This window comes from Peribacillus sp. NPDC101480, from assembly GCF_050277335.1.
Classification (GTDB): Bacteria; Bacillota; Bacilli; order Bacillales; family DSM-1321; genus Peribacillus.
On the sequence record NZ_JBNNSB010000012.1, the window covers coordinates 15,602 to 35,290 of the forward strand.

Genomic DNA, 19,689 nt, shown 5'->3' on the forward strand with positions numbered 1-19,689 from the left:
TGGTGTCATAAGCTTATCATTGGAATAAGTTTATTATAAAAAATCTGAATATTCCAATAAAATTGGAATTGGGTAGGTAAAAAAAATTGAAATGTTAAAGGAAGGAAGGTTTACAAATGGATAATAAATTTGCTGAGAGGGCCCGTCTAGTTAATTCGTCTGAGACCCGTGAAATATTAAAAGTAACAGAAAGGCCAGAAGTCATTTCTTTTGCGGGAGGACTTCCAGCTCCGGAGCTGTTTCCTGTTGAAGCCCTTAAAGTTGCTTGCAATGTTGTATTGAATGAAGAGGGCGCGGCTTCTCTTCAATATAGTACCACTGAAGGCTATGGTCCTTTGAGAGAAGCTATTTGTCAAAGGATGAAAGCCATTGGGATTAACTCTGCTATTAACAATGTTCTTATCACTTCAGGATCCCAGCAAGCGATAGATCTTACTGGAAGACTATTTATCAACGAAGGAGATACTATTATTTGTGAAAGCCCAACCTATCTTGCAGCAATTAATGCATTTAAATCATACAATGCAAACTTTGTGGAAGTTGCTATGGACAATGATGGGATGATAATGGAAGAGCTGGAGAGGAAACTGCAAGAGCATCCAAGCGCAAAATTCATCTATACTATTCCCGATTTCCAGAACCCTACAGGTCGTACATTAACACTTCAAAGACGTAAAAGAATGATCGAACTTGCTAATCAATACGATGTACTGATTGTAGAAGATAATCCCTATGGAGCTATAAGGTTTGCTGGAGAGGGGATACCGCCGGTGAAACATTTTGACACAGAGAACAGAGTAATTTATATGAGCACGTTCTCTAAAATTTTCACTCCAGGCATGCGAATTGGATGGATTTGTGCAGATCAATCGTTTATTGATAAGTACGTGGCTTTCAAGCAAACAGCTGATTTACATACTGACAGCTTTGCTCAAAGGATAACAGCAAAGTATATGGAACTTTACGATATGGAGGAGCATATTAAAAAAATCAAAGCAGTTTATAAAGCAAGATGTACAATAATGTTAAAATGCATAAAAGAATTCTTTCCGGAAGATTTGTCTTACAGTAAGCCAGAAGGTGGATTGTTTATTTGGATTGAGCTCCCAATGGGGATTGATTCCAAACATATATTTTCAGAGTGCTTGAAAAATAATGTTGCTTGTGTTCCTGGTGTTCCATTCTTTCCAAATGGCACACAGAAGAACACTTTACGTTTAAATTACTCGAATATGCCTGAAGAGCAAATCATTGAAGGCATGAAGCGTATGGGTGATGTATTACATCGTGAACTAAATAAAGAGACAATATGTTTGTAACTAAAGGAAACAAAATATAATTAAATCAAACACCAAAACCATTAATAAATACCTTCTAAATGTTTAATGAAAGCACTAATCTTAAAAATATCCAATTCAAAAAATAAGATTTTAATTATATTTTTTTATAAATCTTACATTTGAATAATCAGGAGGCTTATTATGCCAATATCATTTATAAATCCATATATTACAAAGTCCGTTTCGACATCACCACCACCACCGTTTACTCCTTTATATACGCTTATATATAAAACAGATTAAGAATCTGCGAAATATATAAGCTGTTTCGCAGATTCGAAGGAGTAGACGATGAAATCTAAAATTCAGTTTATATTATCAATGATTATTTTCGGTACAATGGGTTTAGTTGTGAAATACATTGATTTATCTTCGAGTGAAACAGCTTTTCTAAGCAGTTCAATTGGGTGTCTATTTTTAATGTTTGTATTTTTCATTATGAAGAAATCCATTCCATGGAATTTAGTGAAAGTTAATGCTTCTGCCCTTTTTCTTTCTGCGATTGCATTAGGAGGGAATTGGATTTTTCTTTATCAATCCTACGATCATACAACACTTGCTAATGCAACACTGGGGTATTATTTTGCGCCAGTGTTTGTCATGGTTCTCTCGCCATTTGTACTTAAGGAGCTTTTACCAATTAAAAAAATTGTTTGTATTGGTGTAGCGATATTAGGTATGTTATTGATTATTGGAAACGGCATTAGCGCCTCTGGTAAAGATGATCTACTTGGAATCCTTTTCGGATTAGTTGCGGCTGCATTTTACGCAGCCTTAATGTTATTAAATAAATTCATTCAAAACATGGGCATGTTAGAGATTACAATCATTCAACTTGGAACAACTGCTTTACTTCTCTTTCCCTATGTATTATTCACTGAGGGATTTGGTATCTTGGAAGTCTCAAGATCTTCCATTCCTTTTATAATACTATTAGGCGTTGTTAACACTGGTATTGGCTTTTGGTTATTTTTTTCTGGTATGCTAAAGTTAAAGGGACAAAGCATTGCTATGCTAAGCTATGTAGATCCTTTTGTAGCTATACTGATTTCTGCTGTAATCTTACAAGAAAAAATGACAATTGTTCAAATTATAGGTGGCACACTCCTTTTAGGTTCAACTTTTATTAGTGAAAATAATTCAATTAATTTTCGAGAACGACATACGAAGATTTTAACAAAATAAAGAAATGGGGCAGTGAGGGGAAATCCCGCACTGCCTTTTATTATGTTCAAGTAAAAAGACTAAGCTTTATTAATCACCTTACTTCCACCAAACTACTTCTTTATTTAACTTACGCAGAGTTTGTGTCACTCTACAATACGTCTTAATGAGCAAACGGGGCAGGATAGTTCAATAAGATGTCGCAGCACACACTAAAAGAATGGTACAGCTTTCAAGAAAAATAGAAAGCGGAAACCAAAAATGGTTTCCGTTTGTTTATTTTGAACTTAGGATTTTAATTGCATGATATGCTTTTCTTGGAAAATACTTAAACTTTTTGAAACTTTTCTTGTTTATAGATTCCACTAATTAGTAAAGGGGGTCAAATAAGATGGAAATAGAAAGCCACCGGCTAGTTAAAAAAGCAATCAAAGGTAATAAAAGCGCCTTTGAAAAGTTAGTTCAACAACATTATGAAAGAATCTACCGTACTGCCTATCTTTATGTACATAACGAAGAAGATGCGTTGGATGTTGTCCAAGAAGCAACCTATCAGGCCTTTACATCTATCCATTCGTTAAAAAATCCGGAGTACTTTATGACCTGGCTCACCAGGATTGTCATACGGTGTTCGGGACATGTCCTAAAGAGAAAAAGCAATGTCGTTCCTTTGAGTGATGAGATATTGTCAAACCTGCCGGGTCAAGTAAATCCAAACATTGAAGAATCATTACAGCTGATTGATGCAATTCAGCAGCTGAAAGAGAATTACCGTACTGTTATTATTCTATTTTACTATTACGACTACTCGATAAAAACGATTAGCAGTGTCATGGAAATTCCAGAGAATACCGTAAAAACTTATTTAAGCAGAGGGAAAGCGGAGTTAAAAAAGTCCTATAAAAATGAGGAGGAGGACAAATGCCATGGATAAGAAGGAACTCAAAGAAGCAATAGAACAAATAGCTGTACCGAAAGAAAAAGTATTTAGTGCCATTTCCAAAGGGATAAACAAGGAAGGTAATAGTGGAAAGGCAAAGAAAAAAAAGGTTCTTGCAGGTGTGGCGACTGCTGCTGCTCTTCTTGGAATCACCGTAGCCTCAGGATTTGTTAATCCTACAATGAATAGAGTATTAGCTAATACCCCTTTAATAGGCGGGATTTTTCAAGAATTTAATGATTCAACAGGCGTGGAATTAGCTAACCAGGATGCAGTTACAGAATTAAACCAATCAATTACAAAAAATGGGGTAACTGTAAGACTGACCAGCGCTTACTTTGATGGCAATGTAGTATCAATTACAGGATTTGTAGATGAAGATGTTGAAAAGGGGCATAACGAAAAAGGAGAAGTAAGCTTTGATGTAAACTTTGAACACAATAAAGGGGATCATGACCCTTGGTTAAATGGAAAGTCAAATGACATTAAGAAAGTGGAAAATGGATATAACTTTCAATGGAAAATGGTATATCCTTATAAATCATTTAAGGAGAATTCTACTCTTCCCATAACGATTCATAATATCAACGGGATAAAAGGTGAATGGAATTTTGATATTCCAATTCAACAAGAAAAAAATCGTACATTAGCTATTAATCAAGAGCAAGGATACCCGGACGATGAGGTCAAAATTCGTATTAAAGAGATTCTTACCGCAAAAGCGTCATCTTCGCTTGTTTATGAGACCGTGGAGAAATACAAGGGTGATGACATTATTATATTAAAAGCTGTTGATGATAAAGGAAATGTGTATAGGTTTGGAAACCAAACAGTTCTCGAGGATTCTGAACAAAAAGATGGATATCATAGTACCGTTCGGACAGAGATGACCAAGCTGAATTCTACTATTACTTCCCTTACTTTTAATCCGCAGATAAATATCGCAGATCCAAAAGTAAAACAGCTTTTGAATATTAAATCTTTCACCTTAAAAAGCACACGGTTCAATTTAGGCCTGCAGGTAAATGATGTTACTCAAAAAGATGAGAAATTGGTAATAGATTATCAACTTACAGGGCTTCCGAAGAATTTGAGTAAAGGTAAACTTGAAATAATTAACCATAATTTGAAATACCTTTTCTGGTTGGTTGATAAGGAATATTTAACTAAGATCGACCCGGAAAATCCATGGCCTCCTAAAAACCACGGTATTCCCTTTAATAAAGTAAAAATGATTGATAAGGAAACAGCACACTTCCAATCTACCTTTGACTTAAACGGAGAAGAAAGGATTGAGAATTTTAAGCTGGAAAATACAATGTTGCTATTTGACTTTTCAAGCTTGGTCCCAGCTAAGGAATTAAAACCATTTACTGTTGTACTTTCAGTGGGGAATGAATAAACAATTAAAGCAGCTCATTTTAGGGACCATATAGTTGACGAGTGGAATGCTACTAGTGCATTGAATAATTAGTAATATCGGGGCGATGACTTATATAAGTCACCGTCTTTTTTTATTAGTTAGAAGTCTGTGAAATATTGTACTTAAACTATAGGGTGCTTTAGTTCATTAACAGGGGTTGTTTCGGCAGCCTTTTTCTTATGGCACTAACGGGGCAGGTTGGTTCAAGAAGGTATTAGTAAATCTTTTGACGAAAATATAAAGAGCTTAGTAAGAAGCGCTTAAAATACCATTTAATAATAAACAGGAAAAAACTAACTGCTAAAAACTTTAGGGGGGAAAATATTGAAACAAACATTACTGATAATCGATGCTCAACAGGAATTAATAGAAGGTAATAAAGAAGAACAAGGAGTCTTTGAGAAAGAAAAAATCGTTAATAACATTAATACTGTAATTGAAAAAGCGATAAATGAAAGTATCCCCGTTGTTTTTATAAGAGATTTAGATGTTTCAAATGGAGAAGGACCTGGATTCCAGATACACAGGGATATTAAAATACCATCAACTGCTATCATATTTGATAAAGCTGCCACAAATTCATTTTATGGAACTCCATTACACGAACATTTAAGTAAAAACAATGTAGACCATATTGTAATAATGGGATGTAAGACGGAACATTGTATTGATTCAACTGTTAGAACAGCAACAATCAATCATTTTGATGTAACATTAGTTGGTGATGGACATTCCACTTCTGACTCCAAAAACTTATCTGCAAAACAAATAATCCTTCATCACAATGAAACCCTTCACGGTCACTATAATGTAGACAATTTTTCACTTGTTAGAAATTCTAATGAAGAATTGTTTAAACCTATTCACAATAATTACCGATAATAATCATCTTCAATTAACGAATGCGTTAGCCGAAGATCGGAGCTGTCTTTAAGGCAGCTTTTTCTTTATGCAACTAAAGGGGGAGGTAATCCGATAATAAAAAAATACATATATAACGAGATTTGGTAAAATTAATTAGAGGCTTTAATCATCTTGGTTATTTGTTTCTTTTCTGGAAATATAACACAAGTGGTTGACCCTAGAGTAACAACTTTTCGTGTATTGATGATATGTGGAATCATTATATCTTTCTCTTTCTCTTTTCTCAGTGAGAAAGGACTTTGGAGAAAATTAGCTTAGGTCTTAGTAGATTTGTTGGTTTAGTTTACTTTATGGTTGTTGAATTAATGAGAATAATATTCCAGGGTAATGGATTTTAAATTGTTTATTCAACAAACAGGTGCTTACTTAAAATTACCAGGAGCTGATCAACAGCTCCTTTTCTTATGGGGGTACCCTAATAGTTCTCACATGTCACTGCAAAATTCTATATACTAAAATTAAATACACGAAGAATCTTTAAATAGAAGTGTAATACGAGGAGGAGATATCATGCTTATTACGGAACGGCATCAATTAATTTTAAAGCTATTAAAAGAAAAGGAGAATGTTAAGATTCATGAGCTAGTAGAATTAACAAATACTTCAGAATCTACTTTGCGTCGTGATCTAGATCAATTAGAAAAGCAGAACTACTTAAAACGTGTACATGGTGGAGCTTCACTTTTACATAGTAAACGAGACGAACCGAGTGTGTTTGAGAAAATAACGCAGAACCTTGAGGAAAAAGCTAAGATAGCAAAATATGCGGCAGAACTAATTTTGGACGGCGACTGTGTTTATCTTGATGCTGGAACAACAACGTATCAGATGATCAAACATTTAAGACAAAAAGATATCGTTGTCATTACAAACGGAATTGATCATTTAGATGCATTACTTGAAAATGATATCTGTACATATTTTATTGGTGGATTTGTTAAAAAGATTACCAAAGCAACAGTTGGGCGTTATGCATACGAAAGTATAAAAAAATACAGATTTGATAAGTGTTTCATGGGTGCGAACGCTATTCATTATAATTTTGGATTGACTACCCCAGATCCAGAAGAGGCGCAAATTAAAGAAAGAGCCATTTTTTTGTCACGTGAGGCCTTTGTATTAGCAGATCATACAAAATTTGGAGAAGTATCATTTTCTAAGTTTGCAGATTTAAACCAGACAAAAGTTATTACGAATGAAGAAGGTACAATAACGTTAGGAAAATATAAGGAGAAAACGGAGATAATTATTGTGAAGGACTAAAAACTAAATTTGCTATCGTTGAAGGAAAGCTGGTATTCGAACTGTCTGATTCAGACATTTAGAATACTAGCTTTTTTTTTTGAAGATTCCGAAATTATTTTATAAAAAATTTTCCCCTTGTTGTATCAATATAATAAAGAATGCTTGATTTATTGTAATGTGGCCAATTAACAATGAGGGAAAATCTGCTCCATCTATTAAACATTCCATTGAAACGTTTAATATTTTGTTTTATCAATATATTTTTTGTAATAATTGGAACCATTGACAATTACAAACAGCTTTAATATAATCAAAATCAATCAAAACCAATCAAATTCACTCAATTATAATTCTAATGTGTAAAGGGTGATTATATTGTTATACAAAAGATGAAAGCGTTACCAATTGATTAAGATGTCATTTTAAAAACTATCAAAATCAACCATATTTCCATTGTTTCAACCAAAAATATTCATTTAAGGAGGTGATCTAGTTTAAGAGATTGAGAGCGTTAACAATTTCTCGTTCTGCAGCTAATTATTTTCATCTTCAAAAACTAGGGGGGACTAATATGGTGAAATATTTAAAAGTAATAGGAATGCTAGTTTTGGCGTTTGTAATTGCCGCGATGACGGCATGTAGTGGGGCTAGTGAATCATCAAATGGATCAACAGACGGTAACGAAGGACAAAAAGGTAACAAACAATTAACGATCGGTGTAGCGGTGGGTAGTTTAGCAAACCCTTTCTTCGTCTCCATGGCTAAAGGTGCTGAAGAAGCAGGAAAAGAATTAGGTGCTGAAGTTCTAGTTGAAAGCGCTGAATATGATTTAGCCAAACAAGCAGCTCAAATTGAAAACTTTATTACGAAAAAGGTAGATATCATTCTTTTAAATGCTGTTGATACAAAAGGAATTGCGGCAGCTGTTCAACAGGCCAAAGCGGCTGATATTCCAGTAGTTGCTGTAGATACCAATGCTGAAGGTGGTGTCGATGCCACTGTTACTTCAGACAACTATCAAGCTGGTAAACTGGCCGGAGAATATGTGATTGAAAAATTAGATGGAAAAGGAAAAATAGTTATTATTGATGGACCTCCTGTTTCGGCTGTATCTGATCGTATTCAAGGATTTGAAGATGCAATAAAGGATTCCGAAATTAAAGTTATCGCGAAGCAAAATGGAGAAGGGAATCGCGAAAAGGCATTAACGGTGATGGAAAGTGTTTTACAAGCTAATTCATCAGGCTCTATTGACGCTGTATTTGCGATTAATGATCCAGAAGCAATTGGTGTTGAAATTGCTCAAGAGCAAGCGAATCGTAAAGATGAATTTTTCATTGTCGGAGTGGACGGTGCTCCTGAAGCCACAGAAGCAATGGCAAAGGAAGGAAGTACAATTGCTGCTACTTCAGCTCAGTCACCTAGTAACATGATCAAAAAAGCTGTTGAAATCGGAATGAAAGTGAAAAATGATGAAAAAGTTGAGGAGCTTATTAAAGTTCCAGTTGAGATTGTAACTCAAGATACATTAGATTCTTACCAAGGTTGGTAAGAATCTTTCAATAAATAGGCTGATAAGGATTCCTCCTTTAATCAGCCGATTCAAATCAATATAAGGGGTGAGATAAAGGTATGGCAGTGAATGAAATGTCCCTTAAAGGCCAACAAAGTCTAAAAAAGCCAGTGTTGAATATGGAAGGGATTGGTAAGACGTTCTCGAGTGTAACCGTATTGAACAATGTGAGAATTGAACTTTATCCAGGTGAAGTACATGCATTAATGGGAGAGAATGGCGCTGGAAAGTCAACTTTCATGAAAATCCTCGCAGGCATTCATACACCTGATGACAATGGTGGGAAAATCTACTTGAAAGGTCAACCAATTTTATGGAAGGACCCTACTGATGCAAGGAACAAAGGAATTAGTGTTATTCATCAGGAGTTAAACCTTTCTCCTAATTTAACAATAAGTGAAAATATCTTAATGGGTTCCACCTTTCCTAGAAATGGTTTAGGAATGGTGAAATGGGATAAGGTCCATGAACGTGCCCAAGAGGTGTTAGATTCAATGGGGTCGAATCTAAATCCACGCCAATTGGTTTCGACCTTAAGTGTTGCTCAACAACAAATGGTCGAGATCGCCCGAGCATTATCCTTTAATGCAGAGGTACTCATAATGGATGAACCAACCGCCTCTTTAACAGATAAAGAAATAAAAAAGCTGTTTGAAATTATTGATGATTTGAAAAAGCAGGGAGTTGCCATTGTATATATCTCTCACAGAATGGAAGAAATCTTTAAAATTTCTAATAGGTTCACTGTATTACGTGACGGCGAATGGATTGCAAGTGGGCCGATTGAAGAGACAAATCCTGATCATCTCGTAAAGCTGATGGTAGGACGGGATTTAAAGGACTTGTTTAATCGGTCAAAAGCCTTTGGCACAAAAAATCCAAAGGAAGTTTCACCTGTACTTGAATTGAAAAATGTTTCTGATAACACAATTGTAAAGAATGTATCTTTAAAAATTTACCCAGGTGAAATTGTTGGTTTAGCGGGGCTTGTTGGTGCTGGCAGAACAGAATTGGTTAGGGCCATTTTCGGTTTGTCCGAGTTGAAAAGTGGCGAAATATTGGTTGATGGTCAATCTGTTAGAATCAAATCCTCAATAGATGCTATTGCTAATAGGATTGCACATGTACCTGAAAGCAGGAAAGAACAAGGGTTATTTTTATCAATGTCCGTAAAAGAAAACATCATAATGGCTGAATTGAAAAAACACGCTAAAGCAGGAATTGTTAGTTGGAAGCAAGCAAATGAAAGCGCTAACCAATATATTGAAGACTTAAATATAAAAATAGCTTCCCCAGAACAGCAAGTATCAAACTTAAGTGGTGGGAATCAACAAAAGGTAGTGATCGCTAGGTGGCTATCAATTGCACCAAAGGTATTACTACTTGATGAGCCAACACGAGGGGTTGATATAGGTGCCAAGACTGAAATCCACAAGATTGTTTCAAAGCTTGCAGATGAAGGATTGGCCGTTTTAATGATATCATCTGAACTTCCTGAAGTATTGGGGGTAAGTGATCGAATACTTGTCATGAGTGAAGGAAGGTTAAGAGGCGAGCTTTCGAAGGAAGAAGCTACACAGGAAACTATTATGCGTTTAGCTACCATAGGGGGAAGAGAGAAATGAGAGGGAATACGCAAACTATTACACATTCACAACGCCTAAATATAGGAAATGTCCTTTATTCTTTATGGAATAGGCTTGGCATGATCATGATTTTATTATTATTGTGTGTAGTACTTTCATTTACAGCACCAAATTTTTTAGATACAGCCAATTTATTGAATGTATTAAAACAAGTTTCCATTATTGCTATTTTAGCTGCTGGGATGACAATCGTTATTTTAACTGGTGGTATTGATTTATCAGTTGGTGCAACAGTTGCTCTATCTGGCGTTATCTCAGTCATGGTCTCTTCTGCAGGAGTTAATCCTATAATTGCGATGTTATCAGGCGTACTAGTAGGGTATGCAGTAGGACTGATTAATGGGTTTCTTACAGCCAAAGCAAAGTTACCAGCATTTATTGTTACACTAGGCAGCTTCACATATGTTCGTGGACTCGCTTATGTCATTAGTGGCGGTTATCCAATTGTTTTACAAAACGAAACATTTAAATTCATCGGTGGTGGAAGTATTTTCGGAATCCCCACTCCTATTTATATCATGTCTTTAGTATATGTCGTGATGTTTTTTGTTCTTAAATATACGATGTTCGGCCGTCATATTTATGCGATTGGTGGCAATGAAGAGGCAGCTCGGTTAACTGGAATTAAGGTTGAAAAGTCTTTAATCAATGTGTATTCGATTAGTGGTTTACTAGCTGGTTTAGGAGGAGTCGTTTTAGCGGGAAGGTTGTTTTCTGGACAGCCAACTGCTGGTCAAATGTATGAGTTAGACGCAATTGCTGCTGTTATTCTAGGAGGAACAAGTTTAACAGGTGGAAAAGGGAAAATAATAGGAACAATTATTGGGGTTTTAATTATGGGGGTAATCAGTAATGGGTTAACTCTAATGGATGTCAACTATTATTGGCAGTTAGTTGTAAAAGGTGGAGTCATTGTAGCAGCCGTTCTATTAGATCGATTGCGCGGAAATAGTCCAGCATAACGATCACATATCATTTTAGATTTTAAAAAAAGGGATGTGAAATAAAAGTGAAGAGGATCATTAGTATTCTACTAATATGTTCAACTGTCACTTGTTTACCATTTAATCGTGCATATGCAGAAGACCCTGGGTATTATAATGAACCATACCGTAATCAATTTCATTTTTCTCCTGAAGCTAACTGGATGAATGATCCGAATGGTATGGTTTTTTATAAAGGTGAATATCATTTGTTTTATCAATATCATCCGTATGGAACGACATGGGGACCGATGCATTGGGGGCATGCTGTCAGTAAAGATCTTGTTAATTGGGAGCATTTGCCGATTGCTTTATCGCCGGATGAAAACGGTCAGATTTTCTCGGGGAGTGCTGTTGTTGATTGGAACAATACAGCTGGCTTTGGAAAAGAAGCAATGGTTGCCATCTTTACGCATGCAGGAGATAAGCAAGTCCAAAGTATAGCGTATAGCCTAGATAAAGGAAGAACTTGGGGAAAGTATAAAGGGAATCCCGTAATGCCAGACCCTCCTTCACAAGATTGGCGCGATCCTAAAGTATTTTGGCATGAAGAATCAAACCAATGGGTTATGTCGTTAGCGGCTAAGGATAAGATCATGTTTTATACCTCACCTAATTTAAAAGAGTGGGAGTATGCAAGTGAATTCGGCGAAGATGGTGGAATACAAGCAAATAGCTTAGACAGAACTTCTTATAGCATGTCATCCCAGACAGGTGAATCATTTAGCTATGAGGGAGATATTACACTTAATGAAAAGAATGGGAGAGAAGGGACAGGCGGTTTAGTTTTTCGGTCAGATAGGCGTGCAAAGAACGGCTATTTTGCGAGCTTAGATGCCAAAAACGATGTCATAACATTAAGTAAGAATGTAGATGGAACAAACGAGGAAATTGCGAGAAAACCTTTTACCCTCAAAACTTCAACTACCTACCAGGTGAAGGTGGAAACAGATGGGGATCAAATTCAAGTCTCTGTAAACGATCAATCTGTTATAAACAAAACAGATAAAGAATTCGATTATGGATACTACGGATTGTCAGCGTGGAATTCAACGGCTGCCTTTCGAAATGTGGAGTTCAAGAATACATCTAACTTTGAAACCAATTTATCGAAATGGACAGATGTAAACGGAAGCTGGGAGAACACGATGGATGGAAAAAGTGGAACCTCTACGGAGGATGCTTTTGTAATGAGTGGTCAAACAGGGGATAACTTCTTTTATGAAGCAAACATTGAGATATCTGGGGAAAAAGGTGGCAATGGAGCTGGCTCGCTCGTTTTTCGTGCAGATCCTAATGCAACAAACGGTTATATGGCGAATGTCGATGCTTTAAACGATACAATAAAAATCATGAAAATCGAAAATGGAGACATATCCATTCTAGCTGAAAAAACAATAAATCTAGATACAGATAAAAGGTACCATTTAAAAGCAAGCACCCATGGAAAAAATATTAAAATTTCTTTAGATGGAAATCTCATTCATGATGTAAATGATTCAACTTTTTCATCAGGGCATTTTGGCTTAAATGTTTGGAATTCATCCACGTTATTCCAAGATGTTCAAGTTGGTAAGAACATCATGACAAATGAGAAGGAAATTATTAATCATGATTTTGAGACAGGTGATCTAACTGGGTGGAGTACAATCGAAGGTAATGCTTTCACAAAAGACCATGTGACAAATGTACCATCATACTGGGGAGGGGATTTCGGCCACCAAGGAAACTACCACCTATGGGGGTTTACTGATCTTCAAAAGGGAGATGACGCAACAGGTGAACTGCACTCCTCATATTTTAAACTAGATGGCTCTGGAGAAATCAACTTTCTGTTGGGCGGAGGTAATGATATCAACAACCGCTATGTTTCGTTAGTGAGAGCCTCTGATGATCAAGAATTAATTCGACAAGCCAATACCAAATTTAAAGAAGAAAAATATCAAAAATACGTCTGGGATGCTTCTAAATACATTGGAGAAGTGTTATATATTAAAGCTGTAGACCAAGCTACAGGTGGTTGGGGTCATATAAACATGGATGATGTTAATGTTTATAATGAAGGGGCCATGCCAAATGAAGTAGACCAAGTTGCCAAAGAGCCTGAGAAAGACGATTCGAAAGAAAGCGGTATCCTTACAGACTGGTCTGCTGTTTCTGGAGAGTGGATACCTTCTACTCATGGTAGTAACGGAGGGATTTGGGAATGTCCTACACTTATCGAATTACCAATTGATGGTGACCCTTCAAAAACAAAATGGGTACTACAGGTAAGCATTAATGATGGCGCTCCTGCAGGCGGGTCAGGTATGCAATATTTTGTAGGTACCTTTGACGGGAAAGCGTTTAAAAATGAAAATTCTTCCGATCAAGTGTTATGGACTGACTACGGGGCAGATTATTATGCCGCAGTAGATTGGAGCGGAATTGATGGTAAGAATGGCGAAAAATATTGGATTGGCTGGATGAGTAATTGGCTGTATGCAAATCATACACCAACTTCGACTTGGAGAAGTTCAACGACATTGCCAAGAAAGATGGAGCTAACTCAGACAGATGAAGGTTTACGTTTAAAACAAACACCAGTTTCTTTAAAAACCATTCGAGATAAGGGTGAAAAAATTTCATATAAAAATAAAGTCATATCTGGTGAAAGTAATCTCCTATCTAAACTATCAGAAGATACATTTGAAATGATAGCTGAGTTTGATGTAGATGATATAAAAGCAACTGAATTCGGCTTTCAAGTTCGTAAAGGAGCAACTGAATATACGACTATTGGCTATGATGTTGCCACCAAACAATTATTCGTAGACCGTTCAAATTCAGGAAGCTTTGATTATGGGAACAATGTGGTCGGTAAGCATGACGGACCGTTAAATGCATTAAATGGGACTGTGAAAATGCATATTTTCATTGACCGATCTGCTGTAGAAGTGTTTGGAAACAAAGGTGAAACGGTTATTTCTGATCAAATTTTCCCGGATCCATCAAGTAAAGGATTACAAATTTATAGCAAGGGTGGAGAAGTTACATTAAAGTCTTTGAAAATATACCCTTTAAAGAGTATATGGAAAAGATAGATGGGTTGATAGTAAGAGTTTATGAAGGCTGTCGAAAATGATCGATAGCCTTTCATTTTACCTAAATCACAAGAATGGAGATGTAATGTAAATGAATAAAACAAACCGCGCAGTCATATGCGTTGGGGAGCTTTTGATCGATTTTTATTGTACAGATATTGATGTTAATTTAATGGAAGGTAATCATTTTCTAAAGAAAGCAGGGGGTGCACCAGCGAATGTCGCAGCTGCTATTTCAAGGCTAGGTGGGGAAGCAAGTCTTATTGGAAAAGTAGGAAATGACCCATTTGGATTATTTTTAATAGAAACGATAAAAGAGGTGGGGGTTGATACATCGATGATTGTTACTGATGATTTGGCACCAACTACTTTAGCATTTGTTTCTTTACAAGCAAATGGTGAAAGGGATTTTGTATTCAATAGAGGAGCGGATCGAAATTTAACAGAGGATAACTTATACCCAGATAGATTAAGTGGTGCAAAGATCATTCACTTTGGATCTGCAACTGCATTTCTGGAAAACCCTTTTAAAACAACTTATTTAAAGGCAATGGAATTTGCACAAAATAGGGGGATATTTCTATCGTTTGACCCTAACTTCCGACATGATTTATGGAAAAATAGAGTGGCTGAATTTATTAGTTTAGCTAGAAAGGGTATATCAATGGCTGACTTTGTAAAAGTAAGCGAAGTAGAGCTTGAACTAATCACGGGAAAAATGGATAAATATGATGGAATAGCAATGCTCCATCATTTAGGGGCAAAAATAGTGGCTGTTACCCTTGGATGGGAAGGCACTCTTCTTTCAAATGGAAGTGGAATGAGTGTAATAAACAGCGTCGAAGTAAATTCAATTGACTCAACTGGTGCTGGTGATGCATTTGTCGGTGCTGCTTTATTTCAATTTGCAAATCTTGAGTCCTATGACACAATTCTTAGTGATTTTAGTAAACTTAAAGAGATCATTCTTTTTGCAAATAAAGTGGGTGCCGTCGTATGTACGAAGGTAGGAGCGATTTCTTCTCTACCAAACGAAGAGGATATATATAAGGTTTAGTCTACATCGTATTGTTTCGAATTTTTAGTTTATATTGGTCCCTTAGCGGATAAATATTATATATATATAAATAAGAAGAACCATGAACTGAAGTGAATTAGATTTTATTTTGATTAACTAGTAAAAAAACAGATGAATAACAAAATCATGCCTTAATCGTTACTTAGAACAGTAATTAGGTAATTACTAATAGTGCCTCGCCCATTTGGATTGAAGGCACTATTTAGTGATTTAAGAAAAATGAGCCCACTTAATGTGAACTTTGTGAAATATTGTACATAAACTAACGGGTGCGTTAGCTGAAGATCGGAGCTGTCTTTAAGGCAGCTTTTCCTTATGGAACTATCGGGGGCAGGTTTGTTCAATAAGGGACTTGAGTACAAGCTGCTAAAATAGTTAGAAATAGGCAGGGAAGGGTGAAGTAAATGTGTGGAATCAATTTCATTTTAGCTAACACTTATAAAGAAACGTATAAGGAAGAAACATATGTAGAATTTGAAGAGGGAATACATTCATATCTTTTAAGCAAGGAAAAGGACTCTAATAAAACGAGTTATGTTTACTTCTAAATCTTAATATTTATGGTGAAACAATATTGTATAGAGACGAGATTAATGAATTAAAATTTTTTTGCATAGAAGCGTTAGAGCGAAAAAAACATATATTTGCCATAGGTGATTAGTTTTAAAAAGTCTTAAACTTGGTGCGTTAATTCAAGATCGGAGCTGTCTTTAAGGCAGCTGTTTCTTATGGAACTAACGGTTTAATAAGGAATGCTATAATAGCCTTAATTTTCAAAACGATTTTAAGGAGTTAAACTCTTATGATAATAAAAATTGACTTTGGTGACGATTTTATTCAATACCTTTCTTGTTCAACAAAAGTAGGTAGGAAGATGAATAGTATTCAGGAGGACTTTCTAAATTGGATTTTTGACGAGGAAAAGAATACAGAACATTGGGCTTTAGAAAATGGGGAAAGAATTCACCCTAATTATGATGCAAAAGCAATTGTTGAATGGTTAAACAATGTAAGATTTAAGCGAGGAATGGCGAAAGCTAAATTAATCACGAATCCTCAATTATGTGTTAAAAAAAATTATATTTTTAGAGTGTTTTTTTAATATTTACTGGTCAAACCATAAGATTGTGGAAAAATGTACTTAAAATATCGGGGAAGGTTAGTTAAAGAAGGTATAATCAATTAATCAACAAGAATATGAGGAACACGAGGTCAAAAGTGATGTATCAACCATAAAAGGCTGTCAATTGGCGGCCTTTTGAAAGTAAATCAAAGTCATTGTTTTTTATTAAATCCTTGAAAATGTAAGCGCTTTCTATTATAATGATAATGGGTTGGATGGCATGTGTGGCTGTCATAGTATCTGGCGTAGGCGGGGCCGATACTAGGAAGAGGGCTTAGGCAATGTCCTTTTTTATTTGTTAAAACTAGTTTTTTTATGCGGTCAGAAGTCAAAATGTTAATGTCCAACGATGTATAAATACATACATAAACAATAAAAACGAAAGACATTAAACCCCTTGAGGCCTAAGGGGTTTTTAGCATGCTGCTTAATTACATTCGTTAAATTACACTATTATGGACCTACAGCATTCATAATTAGATAAATCAATGATTGAAATAGAAAAAGCTCTAGTGGTTAATCTAGTGGTTTTATTGATCATCTAGCAAACCCTTGCTACATCAAGGTTGTATAAAATCCTGAATATACGATAATAAATGACTAAGAACTAAACCCTTGATACACATGGGTTTGGCTTTTTTAGCTACTACCTAAAATAGAGTTGTATAACATATGCATTCGTTCCTTTGAGGTCTTCTTCAACGGGGCAGTTTATTTTCTTAATTTAATGGACAAATTATTATAAGTTGAATTGTGTAATGGTACGTTAGTACAAATAGGTTTATGTTAGTCAAAAAACATATAGAAATTGGAGAAAAATGAATAGTAAAATAGAGAACTTAACAAAACGACTATCTGCTGCTCAAATAATTGTTTTTTATTACCTAGTGGCTGTAGTGGTTTCAACCATTTTATTGCTGCTTCCTATTACTCAAACGCAGAATGCAGAGCTCTCATTTATTGATGGAGTATTCATTTCTATTAGTGCGGTAACTGTAACAGGATTATCTCCGGTAGATGTAAGCCAGCTGCTTAGTGTTCCCGGTACGTTTATTTTTGCAATCATCCTCCAGTTTGGTGGAATTGGGATCATGGCTTTCGGAACAATACTATGGCTTGCATCAGGAAAGAAAATAGGACTCAGGGCAAGAATACTCATGACGACGGAACAAAACAGCTCCACTTTTTCCGGGATTGTTCGGTTTATACGAATGATCTTCTTTTTCTTTGTCATGATTGAGCTATTAGGGGCTATTGTCTTCGGTACATATTTTTTGAAGTATTTCCCAACATGGCAAGAGGCATATTTACAGGGTTTCTTCGCCTCTGTGTCTGCTACGACAAATGCCGGTTTTGATATCACAGGAAAATCACTGATTCCGTTTGCAGACGATTATTTTGTCTTGACCCTTAATATAGTACTCTTTATTATCGGATCCCTTGGGTTTCCTGTTCTAATGGAGGTAAGTCAGTGGCTGAGGCATAAGGGTAAGATGCCATTCCGGTTCACCTTGTTCACAAAAATTACAACCGTAACTTTTTTCATACTGATCGTAATCGGAGCCATTTTCACTTATCTGTTTGAGTACAGTCATTTCTATTCAGAAACCTGGCATCAATCCTTTGTCCATTCTTTGTTTTATTCGATATCTTCAAGGACTGGCGGAATGGCGATCAGCGACGTCAACCAATTTTCAGTGCCTACCATTTTGTTACTGAGTATTTTTATGTTCATAGGGGCATCCCCCAGCAGTGCTGGGGGTGGGATAAGAACCACCACGTTTGCTGTGATGCTGCTTACCATTTACAACTATGCGAAAGGGAACAGAACAATAAAAATATTCAAAAGGGAGATCGATGAGGAAGATATCATCAAGTCATTCATCGTTTTCACAACAGGTATGATACTGTGCAGTTTGGCAGTTGTCATTCTTGCATGCATTGAATCTGCCTTTTCCCTAATGGAAATTTTATTTGAAGTTTCCTCTGCTTTTGGCACTGTAGGCCTTTCGCTTGGCATTACACCGGAATTGAGTACTGCTGGGAAGGCCGTAATCATGATTTTAATGTTTATAGGGAAAATCGGGATGTTTACCTTCTTATTCAGTATGGGAGGCAAACCAGTTAAACATCCGTATCACTATCCCAAAGAGCGCATCATTATAGGATAAAAAATGTACTACAGCAAAGGTAATCAATTAATAAAGATATACAAAAGTGCAATAGTTGTATTGAAAATCCTTTTCTTCTTCAACTATCTCCTCCACTTATATTAAACAAGCAGTAAAAAGGATCCTTCAGTTTTGAAGATCCTTTTTTTATACCGTCTCATGAGGATAAATACGTATAAGAGACATATATAAATCAGACTCTCGAATATACCCCGTAATTCTTCTAATAATGCGTTCCAAAAAAATCGTGAAATCTTCATTATTTAAACATAATCAATTTTATTATGCATAACAATAAACGTAATTAACTTTTGTTTGCAATATAACAAACATAATAATATAATGTTTGTTAATTAGCGGGAGTAGAATGTGGTGTTTAAAATATGAATTTCGCCTGTCCTATGTTTATCAGAAATCTTAAATAAGAAGATAATTAGGATTTCTAAGCAGAAATTTCTGACGGAACATCGTATTGGGGGAAGGAAAAAAACGAAAAAATAAAAAGGAGCAATGATATGAATAAAGGTGAATATAAGTATAAATCAATTATCACTGTTGAAAATTACGACAAAGTAGATGGTAAGGCTGCCTATGGTAAAGAAATCGAATCGTTAAGCACAGGAATGCTACAGGGGAAATCGCCCAGAACAGGAGATATCGTTGGAAAAATTGTAATGATTGATGATTCTGCTCAAGAAATTGAGTTATCTGCCACTAGAATTTTAGATTTAGCCATCCTTATTTTATCGACCAACTTATATTTTAGAGATGCTTATAAATTTGAAAAGCTGTATGATCCTGAAAATCCAATCGTTACAGCTTTAGGGTTGCAGGGAAATAAGATGCAATTAGAAATTGACACAAAAAATGAGAATTTAGATAAAGATATTCAATATTTTTATGATATGTTGCAATCGGATGGCGAAATTTTGGGAGAAAGATTTAGAATCATCAACGATATTATGAAGGAAATGGGATATCGGTAAGGAGAATCAT

General features: G+C 35.7%; 14 protein-coding genes and 1 pseudogene. All 15 read left to right on the forward strand.

Annotation, left to right across the window (positions count from 1 at the left end; genetic code table 11):
• Positions 1-116 precede the first annotated feature (116 nt).
• The 15 genes and pseudogenes from ACQKMF_RS25005 (at position 117) to ACQKMF_RS25075 (ending at position 19,679) form a co-directional block, all read left to right on the forward strand.
• Complete coding sequence (locus tag ACQKMF_RS25005) at positions 117-1,319, forward strand: PLP-dependent aminotransferase family protein (protein ID WP_402940575.1); 1,203 nt, start codon at positions 117-119, stop codon at positions 1,317-1,319.
• A gap of 312 nt (positions 1,320-1,631) precedes the next feature.
• On the forward strand, positions 1,632-2,525 hold the full coding sequence (locus tag ACQKMF_RS25010; protein WP_427575453.1) for a DMT family transporter: 894 nt from the start codon (positions 1,632-1,634) through the stop codon (positions 2,523-2,525).
• Between the two features lie 370 nt (positions 2,526-2,895).
• Positions 2,896-3,438, forward strand: a complete 543-nt coding sequence (locus tag ACQKMF_RS25015; protein ID WP_402940579.1) for a sigma-70 family RNA polymerase sigma factor — start codon at positions 2,896-2,898, stop codon at positions 3,436-3,438.
• Positions 3,431-4,846 (forward strand): DUF4179 domain-containing protein, encoded by a 1,416-nt coding sequence (locus tag ACQKMF_RS25020; RefSeq protein WP_427575455.1) that lies wholly within the window; start codon positions 3,431-3,433, stop codon positions 4,844-4,846. Before ACQKMF_RS25015 ends, ACQKMF_RS25020 begins: the two co-directional genes overlap by 8 nt.
• A gap of 345 nt (positions 4,847-5,191) precedes the next feature.
• A complete protein-coding gene (locus tag ACQKMF_RS25025; RefSeq protein WP_427575457.1) occupies positions 5,192-5,749 on the forward strand; it encodes a cysteine hydrolase family protein in 558 nt (185 codons plus the stop codon).
• A gap of 552 nt (positions 5,750-6,301) precedes the next feature.
• Positions 6,302-7,054, forward strand: coding sequence for a DeoR/GlpR family DNA-binding transcription regulator (locus ACQKMF_RS25030; protein WP_402940586.1), 753 nt, complete (start codon positions 6,302-6,304; stop codon positions 7,052-7,054).
• Positions 7,055-7,607: 553 nt separating this feature from the next.
• Positions 7,608-8,588: a substrate-binding domain-containing protein gene (locus tag ACQKMF_RS25035; protein ID WP_402940589.1), complete on the forward strand. Its 981-nt coding sequence runs from the start codon at positions 7,608-7,610 to the stop codon at positions 8,586-8,588.
• An 80-nt stretch (positions 8,589-8,668) separates the two neighbouring features.
• Positions 8,669-10,234, forward strand: a complete 1,566-nt coding sequence (locus ACQKMF_RS25040; RefSeq protein ID WP_427575460.1) for a sugar ABC transporter ATP-binding protein — start codon at positions 8,669-8,671, stop codon at positions 10,232-10,234.
• 80 nt (positions 10,235-10,314) lie between these two features.
• A complete protein-coding gene (locus ACQKMF_RS25045; protein ID WP_225988884.1) occupies positions 10,315-11,217 on the forward strand; it encodes an ABC transporter permease in 903 nt (300 codons plus the stop codon).
• A gap of 56 nt (positions 11,218-11,273) precedes the next feature.
• A pseudogene (locus ACQKMF_RS25050) lies at positions 11,274-12,308 on the forward strand (glycoside hydrolase family 32 protein); the annotation flags it as partial.
• Positions 12,309-13,307: 999 nt separating this feature from the next.
• Positions 13,308-14,321, forward strand: coding sequence for a glycoside hydrolase family 32 protein (locus ACQKMF_RS25055; protein WP_427575497.1), 1,014 nt, complete (start codon positions 13,308-13,310; stop codon positions 14,319-14,321).
• A 91-nt stretch (positions 14,322-14,412) separates the two neighbouring features.
• The gene (locus tag ACQKMF_RS25060; protein WP_260356719.1) at positions 14,413-15,378 is read left to right on the forward strand and encodes a carbohydrate kinase family protein; all 966 of its coding nucleotides are present in this window, start codon (positions 14,413-14,415) and stop codon (positions 15,376-15,378) included.
• Between the two features lie 823 nt (positions 15,379-16,201).
• Positions 16,202-16,501 carry a hypothetical protein gene (locus tag ACQKMF_RS25065; RefSeq protein WP_101225743.1) on the forward strand — a complete coding sequence of 100 codons (300 nt, stop codon included), beginning with the start codon at positions 16,202-16,204 and terminating at the stop codon, positions 16,499-16,501.
• Positions 16,502-17,340: 839 nt separating this feature from the next.
• On the forward strand, positions 17,341-18,693 hold the full coding sequence (locus tag ACQKMF_RS25070) for a TrkH family potassium uptake protein (RefSeq protein ID WP_427575463.1): 1,353 nt from the start codon (positions 17,341-17,343) through the stop codon (positions 18,691-18,693).
• A gap of 515 nt (positions 18,694-19,208) precedes the next feature.
• A complete protein-coding gene (locus ACQKMF_RS25075; protein WP_402940600.1) occupies positions 19,209-19,679 on the forward strand; it encodes a DUF6530 family protein in 471 nt (156 codons plus the stop codon).
• Positions 19,680-19,689: the final 10 nt, after the last annotated feature.